The sequence below is a fragment of the Paractinoplanes abujensis genome, assembly GCF_014204895.1.
Taxonomy (GTDB): Bacteria; Actinomycetota; Actinomycetes; order Mycobacteriales; family Micromonosporaceae; genus Actinoplanes; species Actinoplanes abujensis.
This window is the reverse complement of sequence record NZ_JACHMF010000001.1, coordinates 9,102,415-9,119,559: the sequence shown is the minus strand read 5'-3', so window position 1 is coordinate 9,119,559 and position 17,145 is coordinate 9,102,415. Positions and strand designations below refer to the sequence as shown.

The 17,145-nt window shown below is 69.8% G+C and carries 18 protein-coding genes; 3 read left to right on the top strand and 15 right to left on the bottom strand.

Features of this window, described 5'->3' with window-relative positions; translation table 11 throughout:
• Window positions 1-24: 24 nt before the first annotated feature.
• The 8 genes from BKA14_RS42075 to ruvC form a co-directional block, all read right to left on the bottom strand.
• On the bottom strand, window positions 25-2,457 hold the full coding sequence (locus BKA14_RS42075) for a RelA/SpoT family protein (protein WP_184956291.1): 2,433 nt from the start codon (window positions 2,455-2,457) through the stop codon (window positions 25-27).
• A gap of 167 nt (window positions 2,458-2,624) precedes the next feature.
• Window positions 2,625-3,188, bottom strand: coding sequence for an adenine phosphoribosyltransferase (locus tag BKA14_RS42070; RefSeq protein WP_184956290.1), 564 nt, complete (start codon window positions 3,186-3,188; stop codon window positions 2,625-2,627).
• A gap of 66 nt (window positions 3,189-3,254) precedes the next feature.
• Complete coding sequence (secF, locus tag BKA14_RS42065) at window positions 3,255-4,460, bottom strand: protein translocase subunit SecF (RefSeq protein WP_184956289.1); 1,206 nt, start codon at window positions 4,458-4,460, stop codon at window positions 3,255-3,257.
• 1 nt (window position 4,461) lies between these two features.
• Window positions 4,462-6,330, bottom strand: a complete 1,869-nt coding sequence (gene secD, locus BKA14_RS42060) for a protein translocase subunit SecD (RefSeq protein ID WP_184957271.1) — start codon at window positions 6,328-6,330, stop codon at window positions 4,462-4,464.
• Window positions 6,331-6,488: 158 nt separating this feature from the next.
• On the bottom strand, window positions 6,489-6,875 hold the full coding sequence (gene yajC / locus BKA14_RS42055) for a preprotein translocase subunit YajC (protein WP_184956288.1): 387 nt from the start codon (window positions 6,873-6,875) through the stop codon (window positions 6,489-6,491).
• 147 nt (window positions 6,876-7,022) lie between these two features.
• Entirely contained in the window at window positions 7,023-8,054 is a 1,032-nt protein-coding gene (gene ruvB, locus BKA14_RS42050; RefSeq protein ID WP_184956287.1) for a Holliday junction branch migration DNA helicase RuvB, read from the bottom strand.
• On the bottom strand, window positions 8,051-8,653 hold the full coding sequence (ruvA, locus tag BKA14_RS42045; RefSeq protein ID WP_184956286.1) for a Holliday junction branch migration protein RuvA: 603 nt from the start codon (window positions 8,651-8,653) through the stop codon (window positions 8,051-8,053). Before ruvA ends, ruvB begins: the two co-directional genes overlap by 4 nt.
• Window positions 8,650-9,183 (bottom strand): crossover junction endodeoxyribonuclease RuvC, encoded by a 534-nt coding sequence (gene ruvC, locus BKA14_RS42040; RefSeq protein WP_184956285.1) that lies wholly within the window; start codon window positions 9,181-9,183, stop codon window positions 8,650-8,652. Before ruvC ends, ruvA begins: the two co-directional genes overlap by 4 nt.
• A 121-nt stretch (window positions 9,184-9,304) precedes the next feature.
• On the opposite strand from ruvC, the gene BKA14_RS42035 reads away from it, so the two are divergent.
• Complete coding sequence (locus tag BKA14_RS42035; RefSeq protein ID WP_184956284.1) at window positions 9,305-9,823, top strand: hypothetical protein; 519 nt, start codon at window positions 9,305-9,307, stop codon at window positions 9,821-9,823.
• Window positions 9,824-9,851: 28 nt separating this feature from the next.
• Here the strand turns inward: BKA14_RS42035 and BKA14_RS42030 are convergent, their stop codons facing one another.
• From BKA14_RS42030 to pdxT, 3 genes are all read right to left on the bottom strand, one after another.
• Window positions 9,852-10,403, bottom strand: a complete 552-nt coding sequence (locus tag BKA14_RS42030; protein WP_184956283.1) for a Uma2 family endonuclease — start codon at window positions 10,401-10,403, stop codon at window positions 9,852-9,854.
• A gap of 69 nt (window positions 10,404-10,472) precedes the next feature.
• Complete coding sequence (locus BKA14_RS42025; RefSeq protein WP_184956282.1) at window positions 10,473-11,225, bottom strand: YebC/PmpR family DNA-binding transcriptional regulator; 753 nt, start codon at window positions 11,223-11,225, stop codon at window positions 10,473-10,475.
• 22 nt (window positions 11,226-11,247) lie between these two features.
• Window positions 11,248-11,850, bottom strand: coding sequence for a pyridoxal 5'-phosphate synthase glutaminase subunit PdxT (gene pdxT / locus BKA14_RS42020; RefSeq protein ID WP_239092627.1), 603 nt, complete (start codon window positions 11,848-11,850; stop codon window positions 11,248-11,250).
• A 229-nt stretch (window positions 11,851-12,079) separates the two neighbouring features.
• Here pdxT and BKA14_RS42015 point away from each other — a divergent pair, with 229 nt between their 5' ends.
• Both BKA14_RS42015 and pdxS read left to right on the top strand, forming a co-directional pair.
• A complete protein-coding gene (locus BKA14_RS42015) occupies window positions 12,080-12,505 on the top strand; it encodes a VOC family protein (protein ID WP_184956281.1) in 426 nt (141 codons plus the stop codon).
• A gap of 344 nt (window positions 12,506-12,849) precedes the next feature.
• Complete coding sequence (pdxS, locus tag BKA14_RS42010) at window positions 12,850-13,746, top strand: pyridoxal 5'-phosphate synthase lyase subunit PdxS (RefSeq protein ID WP_184956280.1); 897 nt, start codon at window positions 12,850-12,852, stop codon at window positions 13,744-13,746.
• A gap of 1 nt (window position 13,747) precedes the next feature.
• On the opposite strand, the gene BKA14_RS42005 is transcribed toward pdxS, so the two are convergent.
• From BKA14_RS42005 to pgsA, 4 genes are read right to left on the bottom strand one after another with little or no spacing between them, the layout of a single operon-like run.
• A complete protein-coding gene (locus BKA14_RS42005) occupies window positions 13,748-14,281 on the bottom strand; it encodes a hypothetical protein (RefSeq protein ID WP_184957269.1) in 534 nt (177 codons plus the stop codon).
• A gap of 25 nt (window positions 14,282-14,306) precedes the next feature.
• Window positions 14,307-15,461, bottom strand: a complete 1,155-nt coding sequence (locus tag BKA14_RS42000; protein ID WP_184956279.1) for a glycosyltransferase family 4 protein — start codon at window positions 15,459-15,461, stop codon at window positions 14,307-14,309.
• 9 nt (window positions 15,462-15,470) lie between these two features.
• A complete protein-coding gene (locus tag BKA14_RS41995) occupies window positions 15,471-16,334 on the bottom strand; it encodes a phosphatidylinositol mannoside acyltransferase (protein ID WP_184956278.1) in 864 nt (287 codons plus the stop codon).
• The gene (pgsA, locus tag BKA14_RS41990) at window positions 16,331-17,011 is read right to left on the bottom strand and encodes a phosphatidylinositol phosphate synthase (RefSeq protein ID WP_184956277.1); all 681 of its coding nucleotides are present in this window, start codon (window positions 17,009-17,011) and stop codon (window positions 16,331-16,333) included. Before pgsA ends, BKA14_RS41995 begins: the two co-directional genes overlap by 4 nt.
• Window positions 17,012-17,145: the final 134 nt, after the last annotated feature.

Genomic DNA, 17,145 nt, shown 5'->3' with positions numbered 1-17,145 from the left:
CCTCCGATCGGAGGCCCCGCTTTTTCATGCTCCTGAGGTGACGCGGTAGGCGTCGAAGACGCCGTCGACCTTGCGCACGGCGGCCACCAGGTGGCCCAGGTGCTTGGGATCGGCCATCTCAAACGTGAACCGGCTGACGGCCACCCGGTCGCGGGTGGTGGTGACCGTGGCCGACAGGATGTTGACCCGCTCCTCCGAGAGGACCCGGGTGACGTCGGCCAGCAGCTTGTGCCGGTCGAGCGCCTCGACCTGGATGGCCACCAGGAATGTCGACGCGCTGGTCGGCTTCCAGGTCACCTCGACCACACGCTCCACCTGGTCGCGCAGGTCCTCGGCGTTGGCGCAGTCCTCCCGGTGGACGCTGACGCCGCCCGAGCGCGTGACGAAGCCGAACACCGCGTCGCCGGGCACCGGGGTGCAGCAGCGGGCCAGTTTGACCCACACGTCGCTGACACCCTTGACGACCACGCCCGGGTCCTGCGCCGTGCTGCGGTTGCGCGGCGGCCGGGTCGCGACGGCGGTCTCGGCGATGTCCTCGACCGCGCCCTCCTCGCCACCGAAACCGGCGACCAGTTTCTGCACGACCGACTGGGCCGACACGGTGTTCTCCCCGATCGCCGCGTAGAGCGAGGCGACGTCGGGCAGGTGCAGGTCACGCGCGATGGTCGTGAGGTTCTCGTTCGTCAGCATGCGCTGCAGGGGCAGGCCCTGCTTGCGCATCGCCTTGACGATCGCCTCCTTGCCGACCTCGATCGCTTCCTCGCGGCGCTCCTTGTTGAAGTACTGCCGGATCTTCGTGCGGGCGCGCGGGCTCTTGACGAAGCCCAGCCAGTCCTGCGTGGGGCCGGCGTTTGACGACTTCGACGTGAAGATCTCGATGACGTCGCCGTTGGACAGCGTCGACTCGAGCGGCACCAGCTTGCCGTTGACCCGGGCCCCGATGCACTTGTGCCCGACCTCGGTGTGCACCGCGTACGCGAAGTCGACAGGCGTGGAACCCGTCGGCAGCGGGATGACGTCGCCCTTGGGGGTGAAGACGTACACCTCCTGGCTCGACAGGTCGAAGCGCAGGGCGTCGAGGAACTCCGACGGGTCGCTCGCCTCGCGCTGCCAGTCGAGCAGCTGCCGCAGCCAGGTCATCTCGTCGATGTGGGCCGGCGGGCCGACGATCGTCGCGCCCTTCTGCTCCTTGTACTTCCAGTGCGCGGCGATGCCGAACTCGGCCGTGCGGTGCATCGCGAACGTACGGATCTGCATCTCGACCGGCTTGCCGGTGGGGCCGATGACCGTCGTGTGCAACGACTGGTACATGTTGAACTTCGGCATCGCGATGTAGTCCTTGAACCGGCCCGGCACGGGCTGCCAGTTCGCGTGGATGACTCCGAGCGCGGCGTAGCAGTCCCGAACCGTGTCGACCAGGATGCGGACGCCGACGAGGTCGTAGATGTCGTTGAAGTCGCGGCCCCGCACGATCATCTTTTGGTAGATCGAGTAGAGGTGCTTGGGGCGGCCGGTCGTCTCGGCCTTGATCTTCGCCGACTTGAGGTCGAGGCTGACCCTGTTCGTCACCTGGCGCAGCAGCGCCTCACGCTGCGGCTGGTGCTCCCCGATGAGGCGGTTGATCTCCTCGAACCGCTTCGGGAACAGGGTGCCGAACGCGAGGTCCTCGAGCTCCCACTTGATCGTGTTCATGCCGAGGCGGTGGGCCAGCGGCGCCAGGATCTCGAGCGTCTCCTTGGCCTTCTGCTCCTGCTTGGGGCGGGGCAGGAAGGTCAGGGTGCGCATGTTGTGCAGCCGGTCGGCCAGCTTGATGACCAGGACGCGCGGGTCCTTGGCCATCGCGACCACCATCTTGCGGATGGTCTCGGCCTTGGCCGCGTCGCCCAGCTTGACCCGGTCGAGCTTGGTGACACCGTCGACCAGCAGCGCGACCTCGGGGCCGAAGTCGCTGCGCATCGACTCGAGCGAGTAGTCGGTGTCCTCGATGGTGTCGTGCAGGAGAGCCGCTACCAGGGTGGTCGTGTCCATGCCGAGGTTGGCCAGGATCGTCGCCACGGCGAGCGGATGCGTGATGTAGGGGTCGCCGGATTTCCGGTACTGACCCGAGTGCCACCGCGCGGCGACGTCGAACGCACGCTGAAGCATGCGGCCGTCGGCCTTGGGGTGGCTCGCCCGGTGGGTGGCGATCAGTGGTTCGAGAACCTCACTGACCTGGGTGCTCTGCCACGGCGCGTTGAACCGGGCCAGGCGGGCTCGCACCCGGCGGCCGGTCGGCGCGCTGGCCAGCCCGAAACCACCAGCCGAACTGTCGGCAGGCGGCATCGGCTGGGTGACATCGGGGTCGGAGACCTCGGCCGGCCGTGCCTCGTCGGCGGGCACCGCAGCGCCCGCGCCGTTTTGTGAGTCCTCGGTCGGCTGCACCGTGCCCTCCGCCGGAGGGACGACGTCGCTGGACACCGGCCTCCTCACACCATCGCTCGGGACCTCACCGATCGTCGCCGGCCGGGGAAGTCCGCCAATGCCAGGGTTGGTCACCTGGTTAGGAACGCCATCCTACCCGCACACTCTTCCCGGATGGCCCGGCCGAACCTCCGAAAGAGCGGGTCCGACCGGGCAAAGAGCCATCAAACGGTCAGCAGCGCATGGACCGTGCGGGGACTGAGACGCTCGCGGCCCTTCAGGAAGGCCAGTTCCATCAGCACGGTGAAACCCACGACCGTGCCCCCCGCCCGCTCCACCAGCTCGAGCGCGGCCCCCGCGGTGCCCCCGGTGGCCAGCACGTCATCGACCACCAGCACGCGCTGACCGGCGATGAAAGCGTCCTCGTGCACCTCGAGGGTGGCCTCGCCGTATTCGAGCTCGTACGACGCCGACAGGGCCTGCCGCGGCAGCTTGCCCGCCTTGCGCACCGGCACGACGCCCACCCCCGTCGCATACGCGATCGCGGCCGCCACGACGAAGCCGCGGGCCTCGACACCGGCCACCACGTCGAACGACTCGGGCCCGTAGTGGGCGACGATGCCGTCGATCACCTCGTGGAACGCCCGCCCGTCGGCGAACAGCGGCATCAGGTCCTTGAAGACGACGCCCGGCTTGGGGAAATCCGGCACGTCGATCGTGCCGCCGAGCACGACGGCGGCCAGGTCGCGGCCACTGTCGCCGGTGGCGCGGGGGATCTCATCGCTCACCGGGCCAGCCTAACGACAGTGGGGGCGGCCGCATGGCGGCCGCCCCCACTGATCAGTTACGTACGTCTAGCGCCGCTTGTTGCCCCCGCTGGGCCGGGGCCCGGCGCCACCGGGACGTCCGCCCCGGTTGGTGTTGCGCTTGCCCGTGGGCCGCGAACCGGGCCGCGGGGCGGCCGACGCGAGCGCCGGGGCTTCCTCGTCCGAGTCGGTGGCGTTGGCGTTGCGGCCCGAGCGCTCGGCGCGCGGGGCCACGTCGCCCGAGCGGGCCGCGGCCCGCCGGGCCAGCACCCGGGCGGTGTGCGCCTTGATCTTGGGCTCGCGCTCTTTGAGCACGGTCAGCACGGGCGCCGCGAACATGATCGAGAAGAGCACGCCCAGGCCCATACCGACGAACAGCACCAGGCCGAGGTCCTTCAGCGTGCCCGCGCCGAGCAGGCCGGCCCCGATGAAGAGCAGACCACCGACCGGCAGCAGCGCCACCAGACCGGTGTTGATCGAGCGCATCAGGGTCTGGTTGACCGCCAGGTTGGCGGCCTCGCTGTAGGTGCGCGTGCTGCCCGCCGTGATGCCGCGGGTGTTCTCCTGCACCTTGTCGAACACCACCACCACGTCGTACAGCGAATAACCCAGAATCGTCAGGAAGCCGATCACCGTGGACGGCGTGACCTCGAACCCGACGAGCGAGTAGATGCCCGCGGTGACGATCAGGTCGAGCAGCAGCGACGAGATCGCCGCGACGGCCATCCGCCACTCGAACCGGACGATCAGATAGACCATCACCAGCACGAGGAAGATGACCAGGCCGAGCATGGCCTGCCGGGTCACCTGACCACCCCAGGCGGCCGACACCTGGTCGTCGCTGATCTCCCCAGCCGGCACGCCCAGGTCCTCGACCAGGGCCGCCTTGGCCGCCTCGGCCTGCTGCGCGGTCATCGCCGACGCGCGGACCGTGAACCGCTGGTCGCCGCCGGTCAGACCGACCTGCTGGGCGGCGCCGATCTCGGCCGCCGGGTCGACCGACTGGATCGCCCGCTCGACGGCCTCGGACGCCTCGGCCTGGGTCAGGGTCCGGTCGTCGCCGACCTTGGCCGGCACGCTGAACGACGTGCCACCGGCGAACTCGATGCCCAGGTGGAACCGGTTGATCGCGAAACTGCCGATCGAGAGCAGCACCAGCGCCGCGGCGATCGCGAACCAGATCTTCCGCTTGCCGATGATGTTGACGTTTGCCTCACCCGCGTACAAGCGGGCGGCGAGACCTTCGCGGGCCATGTCAGGCCTCCTTGGGGTCGGTCGAAGCGCGGCGCAGGACACGGCCGAGACCGCTGACCCGCGGCGACAGGAACGCCTTGGTGCTCGCGAACATCGTCATGATCGGGTGACGGAAGAGGAACACCACGAGCAGGTCCAGAACCGTCGACAGACCCAGCGCGAAGGCGAAGCCCTGCACCGCGCCGACCGAGACGATGTAGAGCACGACCGCGGCCAGGATCGTGATCGCGTTGGCCGAGATGATCGTACGCCGGGCGCGGACCCAGGCTCGGGGCACCGCACTGCGCGGACTTCGGCCCTCGTGGATCTCGTCCTTGAGTCTCTCGAAGTAGATGACGAACGAGTCGGCCGCGACACCCAGCGAGACGATGAAACCGGCGATGCCGGCCAGGGTCAGGGTGAAGCCCATCGACCGGCCCAGCACGACCAGCGCGCCGAAGGTGAGCAGACCCGAGATGATCAAGCTCAGGAAGATCACGGAGCCGAGCAGGCGGTAGTAGAAGAACGCGTAGATCGCGACCAGGCCCATGCCGATCGCGGCGGCCAGCAGACCGGCCTGCAGCTGCTGGATGCCCAGGGTGGCCGAGACGGTCTGGGCCGGGCCCGAGGTGAACGTGACCGGCAGCGCGCCGAAGTTGAGCTGGTCGGCCAGCTGCTTCGCCGACGACGAGTTGAACTGGCCGGTGATCTGCGAGGTGCCGCTGAGCACGCCCTGGATCTGCGGGGCCGAGACCACGGTCTTGTCGAGCACCACGGCCACGGCGCAGTGGTCGACCTGGCCGTAGAGCGACTGGGCGGCCACGAAGCACGGGTCGCTCTGGGTGGCCTCGTACGCCTTGCGGGTGAGCGCGGCCCACTTGGCCGAACCCTCGCTCTTGAAGTCGAGCGAGACGACCCACTGGCCCGACTGCTGCTCGATCTGCGGGCTGGCCTTGGAGATGTCGTCCCCGACGACCTCGGCCTTGTCCAGCAGCACCTTGGCGCTCTGGTAGCAGACGGCGGCCTCGGACTTGACGTCGTCGATCGTGCCGTTGGGCCGGTCGTCGAGCTGCTTGCAGCTGATCGTCGGCACGTTGAACTGCATCTTCGCCGGCAGCACGCCGACCTCGGGGCCGGTCAGCTTGGCGAAGGGCGCGAACGGCTTGCCCGCCTCGGGGTTGCTGCTCAGGTCGACCGGGGCGGTCAGCTTCTCGGCCGCGGCCCACGCGGCCGCGCCCACCTTCTTCTCCACGTCGGCGCGCTGCGCCTGCTGCTCGGCCGAGACCGGCGCCTCCGCGGGGGCGGAGGCCGACGGGGCCGGCGCGCTCGGGGTCGGGGTCGGCGTCGGGGCCTTGGCCACCTCGCCACCGCCCTGGCCGCCCGACGACGGGCTGCTGGTGGCGGCGGGCGCGCTGCCGCCCGGGGCGGCCGGAGCCGAGGCCGGGGCGCTGCCCGACGAGGCCGCGCCGCTGGGCTGCGCCGACGGCGGGTTCAGCGCGACCGAGGAGACGTCACCGGTCGTGCCGATCAGCAGGCGGAACCGCATCTGGGCGGCCTGCGACAGGTCCTTGAGCTGGTCGTCGGCCTTGCCCGCGAGCGAGACCACGATGTTGCGGTCACCCTGGATGACGACCTCGGCCTCGGAGACGCCCAGCGCGTTGACGCGCTGGTCGATGATCTCGCGGGCCTGCTCCATGCTCTCCTTCGACGGCACCTGACCGCCCTGCACCGACGCGATGTACGTGGCCTGCGTGCCACCCACCAGGTCGAGACCGAGCTTGGGGTGCAGACGGTCGGTGAAGCTGCCGCTCGCACCGCCCGTGAAGAAAACCAGCAGGTACAGGACGACGAAGATTCCGCCGAGCACGGCTAGCTGCCGTCCGGGATGCATCTGTCCCTGTGGTGGTCGTGCCACGGCTTCGGTCTCCCTGTTGTCTTACGGCTCTGGTCTGTTCTGGTCGGTCACGTTCACGCGGCTGCGTCCGCGCACGCCCGACGAACCGGCCCGGCAGCTAGAAGTCGCCGCGGGCCGGCCCGTAGGGACTAACGTCAGTCCTTTTTACGCGTATCGGTCACCGGGTCGACAACCGGCTCCTCCACCACGGGCTCGAGGGGCTCCTCGATCGTCTCGGCCACGGGTTCGACGGACTCGGCGGGCAGGACGCGGGCGATCGCCGGGCGGGCGAACTGCACGTGCACACCGTCGGCGATGTCGAGGGTCACCACGTCGTCGTCGACGGAGACGACCGTGCCGTGCAGGCCGCCGATGGTGACGATGCGGTCGCCCGGGCCCAGGGCGTTCTGCATCTGCTGAGCCTCACGGCGCCGCTTCTGCTGCGGCCGGATCATCAGGAAATACATCACGGCGAAGAGCAGAACGATGAGGAGCAGCGGCGTGAAGCTGCCACCGCCGGATGCCTCGGCTGCCTGAATCACGAATTAAAGCCTTCCGTTGGCCGCCGGCGGCGCGGATCACGCGCACCGGGGCGATAAGCACATCCCGGGTTGAACCGCGGCGAGTCTAATCGGTCAACCTGGGAAGTCCGAATGCGGCACACATCACGTTCGCATTACGAGGGGATTTCACGCATCCCGCGCGAACAAATCACCTTGGATCGTGCCGGACGGCGGCGTCTTTCCCAAATGGGCCCAGCCCGCCTCGGTCGCGACCCGCCCGCGCGGCGTCCGCGCGAGCAACCCCGCCCGTACGAGAAAAGGCTCGCAGACCTCCTCGACGGTGTCGGACTGCTCGCCGACGGCAACCGCCAGCGTGGACAGACCGACCGGGCCACCCTTGAACGACTCGATCAGCGCGCGCAGCACGGCCCGGTCGAGCCGGTCCAGGCCCAGAGCGTCCACGTCGTACACCTTGAGCGCCTCGCGCGCCGTCTGCTCGGTCACGACCCCGTCGGCCCGCACCTCGGCGAAGTCCCGCACGCGCCTGAGCAGGCGATTCGCGATACGCGGGGTGCCTCGCGACCGGCCCGCGATCTCGGCCGCGCCGCCCTCGGTGATCGGCACCCCCAGAATGCGGGCCGACCGGTGCAGCAGCGAGTCGAGATCCTCAGGCGAATAGAAGTCGAGATGTGCCACGAACCCGAACCGGTCACGCATCGGCCCCGACAGCAGACCGGCCCGTGTCGTCGCCCCCACCAGCGTGAACGGCTCGACATCGATCGGGATCGCGGTGGCCCCGGGCCCCTTGCCCACGATCACGTCGACCCGGAAGTCCTCCATCGCGCTGTAGAGCAGCTCCTCGGCCGGCTTGGCGATGCGGTGGATCTCGTCGATGAACAACACGTCGCCGGGCCCGAGGCTGGTCAGGATCGCGGCCAGATCCCCCGACCGCTCGATCACCGGCCCGCTCGTCGTCCGGATCCCCGTCCCCAGCTCAGCCGCGGTGATGTTGGCCAGGGTGGTCTTACCCAAGCCGGGTGGCCCCGACAGCAGGATGTGGTCGGGTGGGGTGCCACGGCCCATCGCGCCCTTGAGCAGGAGTTCCAGCTGGTCGCGGACGCGGTGCTGGGCGATGAAGTCGGCCAGGCGGCGCGGGCGGACGCTCGCCTCGGCGTCGAGCTCGTCGTCGCCCGCGTCGGCCGAGACCAGGTCGCTCATCGGGTCTTGCCCAGCAGCCGGATGGCCCGGCGCAGCAGCTCGGGCACGGGCGGGACGTCGCCGTCGATGCTCTCGGCGACCGCGGCCACCGCCTGGTCGGCCTGCACGGCGGACCAGCCCAGCGCGAGCACACCCTGGCGCACCTGGTCGTGCCAGGCGCCGTTGAGCACCCCGGCCGGGCCGCCCTCGACCGTGGGCATCGGGCCGATGCGATCGCGCAGCTCGAGCACCATGCGCTCGGCGCCCTTCTTGCCGATGCCGGGCACCCGGGTCAACGTGGCCAGGTCGCCCCCGGCGATCGCCCGGCGCACGGTCTCGGGCTGGTGCACGGCCAGCACGGCCTGGGCCAGCCGGGGGCCGACCCCGCTGGCCGTCTGCAGCAGCTCGAACAGGTGCTTCTCGTCGTCGTCGGCAAAGCCGTACAGGGTCAGCGAGTCCTCCCGCACCACCATGCTGGTGGCCAGCCGGGCCTCGGCGCCCGCTTTCAGGCCGGCCAGGGTGCCCGGGGCGCACTGCACCTGCAGGCCGACGCCGCCGACCTCGATGACCGCGCCATCCGGCATGATCGCCGCCACCACCCCGCGCACGCTGGCAATCATCGCTTCCTGACCCCTCTCCGAGCGGCGGCCACCGCGGCCGCTTGAATGCGGGCGCGGGTGCCGCCGCGCCAGATGTGGCAGATGGCGAGGGCGAGCGCGTCGGCCGCGTCGGCCGGTTTGGGCGGCGCGTCGAGCGACAGCAGCCGCGTGACCATCGCCGTCACCTGCGCCTTGCCCGCCGTGCCGGAGCCGGTGACGGCCGCCTTGACCTCGCTCGGCGTGTACGTCTCGACGGGGAGCCCGGCCCGGGCGCCGGAGAGCACGCCGACCGCGCTGGCCTGCGCGGTGCCCATGACCGTCCGCACGTTGTGCTGGGAGAACACCCGCTCCACGGCGACGCTGTCGGGTCTGTGCTCGGCCACCAGCTCACCCAGGGAACGGTCGAGATGCAGCAGGCGCAGCGAGATGTCGTCGTCGGGGTCGGTGTAGACCACGTAATAGCCGACCAGCTTGCACGGCCGGCCCGGCACGCCCTCGACGACCCCGACCCCGCAACGGGTGAGACCCGGGTCGATCCCGAGCACGCGCACCACGGACCTCCCCTGCCTCACGTACGTGTGTTCGACACCCTAATACCCCGCCCTCTTGCGCCCGGCGGCGACACGCCTCGACGATGAGGGGCGGGGGTGAGTGATGTATCTCGTTCCACCCATGGACGACGAGCCGCCACCGGGCTACGTCACCTTTGTCGCGACCCACCTGGACGACCTCCGCCGGGAGACGAACCGGCTGGTCGGCGGGGACACCGAGGCCGCTCACATCTACATGGACGTGCTGGCCGACGTGGCCGGGCACTGGCGCCGGTTGTCGTGGCGCCGGCGGCTGCTGGGCCGGCCGGACGCCGCGCGCGAATACCTGCAACACCGTCTGGCCGTACGCACGAAGCAGTGGCGCGACGAGCAGATCTACGAGGTCGACGTGCGGGTGCTGCGCCCTCCGGCGTACTCCCCAGAGGTCTACGGCCGGGGCGGCAGCCTGGCCCTGCGCAAGGCCGGACTGGTCGGCGGCACAGTGCGCAGCGGAGTGGTCGCGCGGGCCGACGCCGGGATCGCGTGGTGTCAGGCGTACCGGCGGCAGCAGTGGCACGCGGTGGGTCGCCGGATCGTGTTCGGGGTGCTTCTCATCGCCACCCTGATCCAAACCATGCAGTGGCTCTCCGTCGATTACTGAAGAATTCCCGGGACATAGACCAGCGACATTAGCCAACCGCTGAATCGGGATACTCGGTCTCCAGTTCGGACAGGAGCACGTTGCGTTCCCGTCCGTAGATCGGTTCGCCGCCGGCCAGCAACAGCCGGTGCACCAGAACGAAGGCATCGTCCTCGGCCCGGTCGGGCGTCCGGTCGACGATCCAGTACTCCGGGATGCCGTGCTCGGCGTACCAGGCGGCCTTGTCCGTGTACTCGCCGTTGGCCGCGCCCTCGCTGACGATCTCGACGACCAGGCTGAACGAGCTCGCGGGCAGGTTGGAGTAGGTGGCCCGGCCGGCCGGCAGGCGCGAGACGACGCCGAGGTCGGGCACCCGGTTGTCGCGTGGCCGATCCCCCCGTACGCCGGGATCCTGGAACACGTTGAGCCCCGACGCGTGCAGCATGAGCAGCACGCGGCGGGCCATGACCTTGTGCCAGAAACTGGACGGGGCCGCGATCACGAGGTTGCCCTGACGCAACTCGTAGCGGTAGGGCTTGGGCAGCGACGCGAGGTCGTCGAGCTCGAGATCTTCGATGGGCGGTAGCGAGAGGCCGGACATGGCGGGTCACACCCCCCGGAAAGACGAAACGGGGCCGATCACCGATCGGCCCCGCCACAATACTGTGCGTCAGGCGTCGATGGCCGCCATGACCTCGTCGCTGATGTCCGCGTTGGGGTAGACCTCCTGGACGTCGTCGCAGTCGTCCAGCGCGTCGACCAGCTTGAGGAACTTGCGCGCGGCCTCCTCGTCGAGCGGCACGGTCATCGTCGGCAGCAGCGAGGAATCGGCCGAGTCGTACTCGATGCCGGCCTCCTGCAGGGCCGTGCGCACCGCGATCAGGTCAGTCGGCTCGCTGACGACCTCGAACGAGTCGCCGAGGTCGTTGATCTCCTCCGCGCCCGCGTCGAGCACGGCCAGCATCAGGTCGTCCTCGCTGAGGCCGGCCTTGGGGACGATCACGACACCCTTGCGGTTGAACAGGTAGGACACGGAACCGGCGTCCGCGAACGTGCCGCCGTTGCGGGTCAGCGCGGTGCGCACCTCGGTGGCCGCGCGGTTGCGGTTGTCGGTGAGGCACTCGATCAGCAGAGCGACACCGTTCGGGCCGTAACCCTCATACATGATCGTCTGCCAGTCGGCGCCGCCGGCCTCGAGACCCGACCCGCGCTTGACCGCGTTGTCGATGTTGTTGTTGGGGACCGAGCTCTTCTTCGCCTTCTGGATGGCGTCGTAGAGGGTCGGGTTACCGGCCGGGTCCCCGCCGCCGGTGCGCGCCGCAACCTCGATGTTCTTGATCAGCTTGGCGAACATCTTGCCGCGCTTGGCGTCGATGACGGCCTTCTTGTGCTTGGTCGTCGCCCATTTTGAGTGGCCGGACATGCGAAAAACCTCCGTGTCGTACCTAAGCGTCTACGGCCTGGCGGACCATCTCGACGAAGTACCGGTGGACGCGGAGGTCGCCGGTGAGCTCCGGGTGGAAAGCCGTGGCGAGCAGGTTCCCCTGCCGAACGGCGACAATCCTACCGGCGGCCGGCCCGTCCGTGACGCGGCCCAACACCCGCACGTCGCCACCGACCTCCTCGACCCAGGGCGCGCGGATGAAGACGGCGTGAAAATCCCCGCCCCCGATGTCGTCGATCGCGACGTCACCCTCGAACGAATCGACCTGCCGGCCGAACGCGTTGCGCCGCACAGTCATGTCGATGCCGTGGAACGACTCCTGGTCTGCCCGCCCGTCGAGCACCCTCGTAGCCAGCAGGATCATGCCCGCGCAGGACCCGTAGACCGGCATGCCGTCGGCGATCCGCTTCCGGATCGGGTCGAGCAGCCCGAACGACACCGCCAGCTTGCTGATGGTGGTCGACTCGCCGCCCGGGACGACCAGCGCCTCCACGTCGGCCAGCTCCTCGGGCCGGCGGACCGGCCGGGCCAGCACGTCGCTCTCGGCCAGCGCGGCCAGATGCTCCCGCACGTCGCCCTGCAGGGCCAGCACTCCGATGTTCACGAAGGTCAGCTTAGGCTCGACCGGTGTTCGCTTTGCGAAGGGTGCGCGACCCGCTGGTCGGCGAAAGCCCGCTCGCGTACCAGCGGCGCTACGCGGGTGGGTCGCCGCACATTCCCGGGTGCTGGCTTTTCATGCGCGGGGTGATTGCCATCGGCTCGGGTGATCGCGATCGCTCGTCAGCGCAATTCGGGAGAAGCCTTCCCATCCCCGTACGGCCTAGCGTCGAACCATGATTCTCAACGTCTCGCTGATGACCGTCTACTGCCTCGACCAGGACGCCACCCGGGAGTTCTACGTGCGCCACCTGGGGTTCGAGCCGCGCGTGGACGCGCGCATGGGCGAAATGCGCTGGGTCACTCTGGCCCACCCCAACCAGCCCGAACTCGAACTGACCCTGATGACGCCCGGGCCGCCGCTGTCGCCCTCCGCCGCGGACTTCATCCGGGGGCAACTGGAAGCGGGCCAGATGGGCGGCTTCGGCCTAAGGGTCGACGACTGCCGCAAAACCCACGCTGAGCTGGCCGCGGCCGGGGTGGAGTTTCTGCAGGAACCGGCGGAGCGCCCGTACGGGGTGGAGGCCGTGATGCGCGACAACACCGGCAACTGGTTGGTGCTGGTCGAGAAGAAGAACTTCGCCCCGGCTGAGTTGGCGTGAGCAGGACCTGGATCCGGTCCTGGCCCTGGGTGATGCGTGCCAGCGACTGTCGGGAGCCGGGCCGGACAGAGCAGATCGGGCGGCTGCCACGAATTCGGGCCAGAGTCGGGTCGGGGCCGGCCGTGACGGTGCCAGGCGGGGCAGCGCCTCGGATGAGGCGGCGCCGGGGGCGAGGCGGCGCCAGGGCGGTGACGCGGGGCGGCGCCGGGGCGGTGGTAGAGCTGCGGGACCCGTGAGGACGTTGGGGCTGCGAGCAGGCCACCGGGGGGTCGATTGGCCATCGGCCGGGCCCTTCGGCGTGGTTACGATCCGGCTGACCTGAATGCCTGTCTGAGGAGCCGTCCATGTCTGAGAACCAGCCCGCCGTCGGCACTGCGCGGGTCAAGCGCGGTATGGCGGAGATGCTCAAGGGCGGCGTGATCATGGACGTGGTCACGCCGGAGCAGGCGAGGATCGCCGAGGATGCGGGGGCCGTGGCGGTCATGGCCCTGGAGCGGGTGCCGGCCGACATCCGTGCTCAGGGTGGGGTGTCGCGCATGTCCGACCCTGACATGATCGACGGGATCATCAGCGCGGTGTCGATCCCGGTCATGGCCAAGGCCCGCATCGGGCATTTCGTGGAGGCGCAGGTGCTGCAGGCGCTGGGCGTCGATTACGTGGACGAGTCCGAGGTGCTGACCCCGGCCGACTACGCCAACCACATCGACAAGTGGAACTTCACGGTGCCGTTCGTGTGCGGCGCGACCAATCTGGGTGAGGCGCTGCGCCGCATCACCGAGGGCGCGGCCATGATCCGGTCGAAGGGCGAGGCCGGTACGGGCGACGTCTCCAACGCGACCACCCACATGCGCAAGATCCGGCAGGAGATCCGCCGGCTGCAGACGCTGCCCGAGGATGAGCTGTTCGTCGCGGCCAAGGAGCTGCAGGCCCCGTACGAGCTGGTCCGTGAGGTGGCCGAGCTGGGCAAGCTGCCGGTCGTGCTGTTCACCGCGGGCGGCATCGCTACCCCCGCCGACGCGGCGATGATGATGCAGCTGGGCGCCGAGGGTGTGTTCGTCGGTTCCGGCATTTTCAAGTCGGGCAATCCGGCCCAGCGCGCGGCCGCGATCGTCAAGGCCACCACGTTCCACGACGACCCGGACGTGCTGGCCAAGGTGTCGCGCGGCCTGGGCGAGGCCATGGTCGGCATCAACGTCGAGGACGAGCCGGTCCCCCACCGCCTCGCCGAGCGGGGCTGGTGAGCTAGACCGGCTCGAGAGGGACCGCCGGCACCGGGGCGGCCGGGGCGGGGATCGCCGGGGGCATCGGCGGTTCCTCGATGTCGAAGTACTGCGGGAGCGGATACCGCCGGGCCATGCGCAGGGCTCGCACCAGGGGGCGGCGGCGGGCGGTCAACGCATCCCGGACGAGGTCGGTGTGCACCTGGCGGGCCAGCACCACGCGCCGGCTGGAGGCGACCAGCGTACGGGTGGCGGGGTCGCCCCCGGACAGCGTGATCGACTGCAGTTGGCGGGTGAGGTCGTTCTCGGCGGACTCGCGTTCGTCGGCGCCGGCGTCGAGGGCGAGCCGCGCGGCGGCGTAGAGCTCGACTATGTCGGCTTGTTCGGCGACGACGGCCGCGGCGGCGGCCCGGCGCATCAGGTGGGCGTCGAGCGCCCGTTCGGCCGACTGGGCCCGCACGTGCACCCGCTCGACCCGGTGGGCCGTCCAGCCGAGGTAGGCCGCGAGCAGCACGACCGCCGCGACGGCACCCACGACCCACCACATGGCGGGAATCGTAGTGCCCCCGAGCCCGCCGGTGTCAGGTGCCGGAGCGTGGTTCGGCCCACTCCTCGTCCATGACACGCCCGTCCGTGGCCTCTATCGCCGTTGTGTAGACCTCGAGCACACGCTGCGCGACGGCAGGCCAGTCGAAGGCGGTCACCGCGGCCGACGCCGCCTCGGACAGGGCCGACCGCCGGGCTTCGTCGTCCAGCAGTGAATCAAGGAGAACACACAGCGCTTGGGCATCGCCCGTGCGGAAGAGGGCACCCGCGCGGCCGCCGTCGAGCACCCGCCGGAAGGCGTCGAGGTCGCTGGCCGCGATCGCCGTGCCGGCCGCCATCGCCTCGGTGAGGATCATGCCGAAGCTCTCCCCGCCCGTGTTCGGCGCCACATAGACGTCGACGCTGCGCAACATGCGAGCTTTGTCCGCCTCGGAAACCAATCCGAGAAATGTCACCCGGTCGTGCAGATCAACCGGAATTTCGCGGTAAAGGTCGGAACGGTCACCGGGGCCCGCCACGAGCAGCCGCAACCCGGGCCGGGCACGGGCCAGCTCGACATAAGCCGACCGCAGCAGATCAAACCCCTTACGCGGCTCGGTGAAGCGCCCCAGGAAGCCCAAGGTCCCATCGGGGCCGGGCCACCCGTCCAGCGGCACAGCGGAGGCGAACTTGGCCACGGCCACCCCGTTGGGGATCTCCACCGCTCCCCCGCCCAGATGCTCGACCTGCACCTTCCGGGCCAGCTCACTGACCGCGATCCGCGCCGTGATCTTCTCGACGACCAGCTGCAGCATGCCCTGAGCGGCCGACAAAGCCCGCGACCGGGTCATGGCGGTATGGAAGGTCGCCACCACCGGCCCCCGTGCGGAGAGCACGGCCAGCAGCGACAGGCTGAGCGTCATCGGCTCGTGCACGTGCAGCACGTCGAACTGCCCGGCCTTGAGCCACCGCCGCACCCGCGCGGTCGACACCGGCCCGAACGCGATCCGCGCGACCGACCCGTTGTACGGCAGCGGCACCGCCCGGCCGGCCGAGACCACGTACGGGGGAAGCTCGGCGCCCTCCTCGGCCGGGGCCAGCACGCTCACCTCGTGCCCGAGGCCGAGCAGCGCCTCGGCGAGGTCCATGATGTGGTTCTGCACGCCACCGGGCACGTCGAACGAGTAGGGCGAGACGATCCCGATCCGCATACCGACTCCTCAGAGCCACAGTTTCTGCAGCATGTGCCAGTCCTGCGGATGGTCCGCGATGCCGATGGCGAAGGCGTCGGCGAGCAGTTGAGTGGTGGCCTTGACCCGTACGTCGAGCGCGCCCTCGGTGGGCGGCGTGATGCGGCGCAGCACGGCCCGGGTCTGCGTCTCGGTGAAGAACAGGTCGACCGCGAACAACGGAGCCCCGGTGCGGATGGCCAGGATCGCGGGCCCGGCCGGCATCTTGGTGCGCCCGCCGAAGAATTCGACCTCGACGCCGTTGCGGGACAGGTCACGGTCGCCGAGCAGGCACACCGCGAAGCCTTGGTCGAGCCGTTCGGCCAGCACGTCGAGCGGGGCACGCCGGCCGCCGGTGAGCGGCAGCACCTCCATACCGAGCTTTTCCCGGTACGCCACGAACTGCTCGAAGACGCCCTCGGGCTTGAGCCGCTCGGCCACCGTGACCATGCGCCAGTCGTTCGAGACCAGCCAGGCGGCGGCCGCGTCCCAGTTGCCGACGTGCGGCAGCGCGAGCACGACGCCCTTACCGTCGGCGATCACCGACTTGAGGTCGGCGAAGTTCTCGTCGGACATGCCGAAGCTGTCGAGGAAGAACTGTTTGCTCTGCGAGGGCAACCGGAACGCCTCGAGCCAGTACCGCGCGTACGATCGCAGCCCGTCGCGCACCAGCGTGTCGTCCATGTCCGGCTTGACCTGCTGCAGGTTGCGGCGCAGCCGCTGGGTGCCCGGACCGTTCTTCGCGTACGCCCGATCGGCCGCAGCCTGGAAGAGCCGGCGCGCGACCGGCAGCGGCAGTGTCCGCACGACACGCCACCCGGCGGCATAGCCGAGCTCGATCAGCCGGTCCTTCACGCAGGGTCGTCCTTCGCGGTGAGGGGAGCCGTAGGGTCGATCGGCACCGTGGCCCGCTCGGCCGGGGTGGGCGCCGGTTCCGTACGGAACGCGTGGATCAGCCGCTGACACACGGTGATCATGGAGAGCGCGGCCAGCACCCACAGCGCGGCGGACAGACCCCAGTCGAGGCCGAAACCGCTGAGCAGACCGCCGGCGCCCACGATCAGCAGCCGCTCGAGGCGCTCGGCGATGCCCACGTCGGCGTTGAGGCCCAGGCTCTGAGCGCGTGCTTTAACGTACGAGACGACCTGACCGGCGGCCAGGCTGACCAGGGCCGCGACCATCCCCCCGTACGGGTTGCCCTCGGTGTGCAGGTAATAGACGACCGCACCGAAGACCGCCGCGTCGGCGATCCGGTCCATCGACGAGTCGAGCAGGGCGCCGTATTTGCTGGAGCCCCCCCGCATCCGGGCCATCGTGCCGTCGAGCACGTCGGTCAGCGCGCACGCGGTGACGAAGAGCGTGGCGAAGACGAGGTGGCCCATCGCGCCGAAGTAGGAACCGATCAGCACGCCGACGGTGCCGGCGATGGTGACCGCGTTGGGCGAAATGCCGATCCGCAGGAGAAAACGGGCGGTCGGGTTGACGCCGTAGGACACAACGGCGCGCGCAGTTACTTGGACGATCTTTGCCATGGCCGTCCCACCATATCGGCCTGGACCCCGCACCCCCGACTTCGGCGAGCGGCCTTGGCCGTATCGTCATTTCTGCGACGTTTGCCAACTACAAAGGGTTGCCCTGCGCACACCGGCGGGTGTGGGATTCAACA

Coding starts and splice junctions, on each gene's coding strand:
- secF (WP_184956289.1), bottom strand. CDS start 4,460: ATGGCCCGCGAAGGTCTCGCCGCCCGCTTGTACGCGGGTGAGGCAAAC.
- secD (WP_184957271.1), bottom strand. CDS start 6,330: ATGCATCCCGGACGGCAGCTAGCCGTGCTCGGCGGAATCTTCGTCGTC.
- ruvB (WP_184956287.1), bottom strand. CDS start 8,054: ATGAGCGACCTGGTCTCGGCCGACGCGGGCGACGACGAGCTCGACGCC.
- ruvA (WP_184956286.1), bottom strand. CDS start 8,653: ATGATTGCCAGCGTGCGCGGGGTGGTGGCGGCGATCATGCCGGATGGC.
- BKA14_RS42035 (WP_184956284.1), top strand. CDS start 9,305: ATGGACGACGAGCCGCCACCGGGCTACGTCACCTTTGTCGCGACCCAC.
- BKA14_RS42030 (WP_184956283.1), bottom strand. CDS start 10,403: ATGTCCGGCCTCTCGCTACCGCCCATCGAAGATCTCGAGCTCGACGAC.
- BKA14_RS42025 (WP_184956282.1), bottom strand. CDS start 11,225: ATGTCCGGCCACTCAAAATGGGCGACGACCAAGCACAAGAAGGCCGTC.
- BKA14_RS42015 (WP_184956281.1), top strand. CDS start 12,080: ATGATTCTCAACGTCTCGCTGATGACCGTCTACTGCCTCGACCAGGAC.
- pdxS (WP_184956280.1), top strand. CDS start 12,850: ATGTCTGAGAACCAGCCCGCCGTCGGCACTGCGCGGGTCAAGCGCGGT.
- BKA14_RS42000 (WP_184956279.1), bottom strand. CDS start 15,461: ATGCGGATCGGGATCGTCTCGCCCTACTCGTTCGACGTGCCCGGTGGC.
- pgsA (WP_184956277.1), bottom strand. CDS start 17,011: ATGGCAAAGATCGTCCAAGTAACTGCGCGCGCCGTTGTGTCCTACGGC.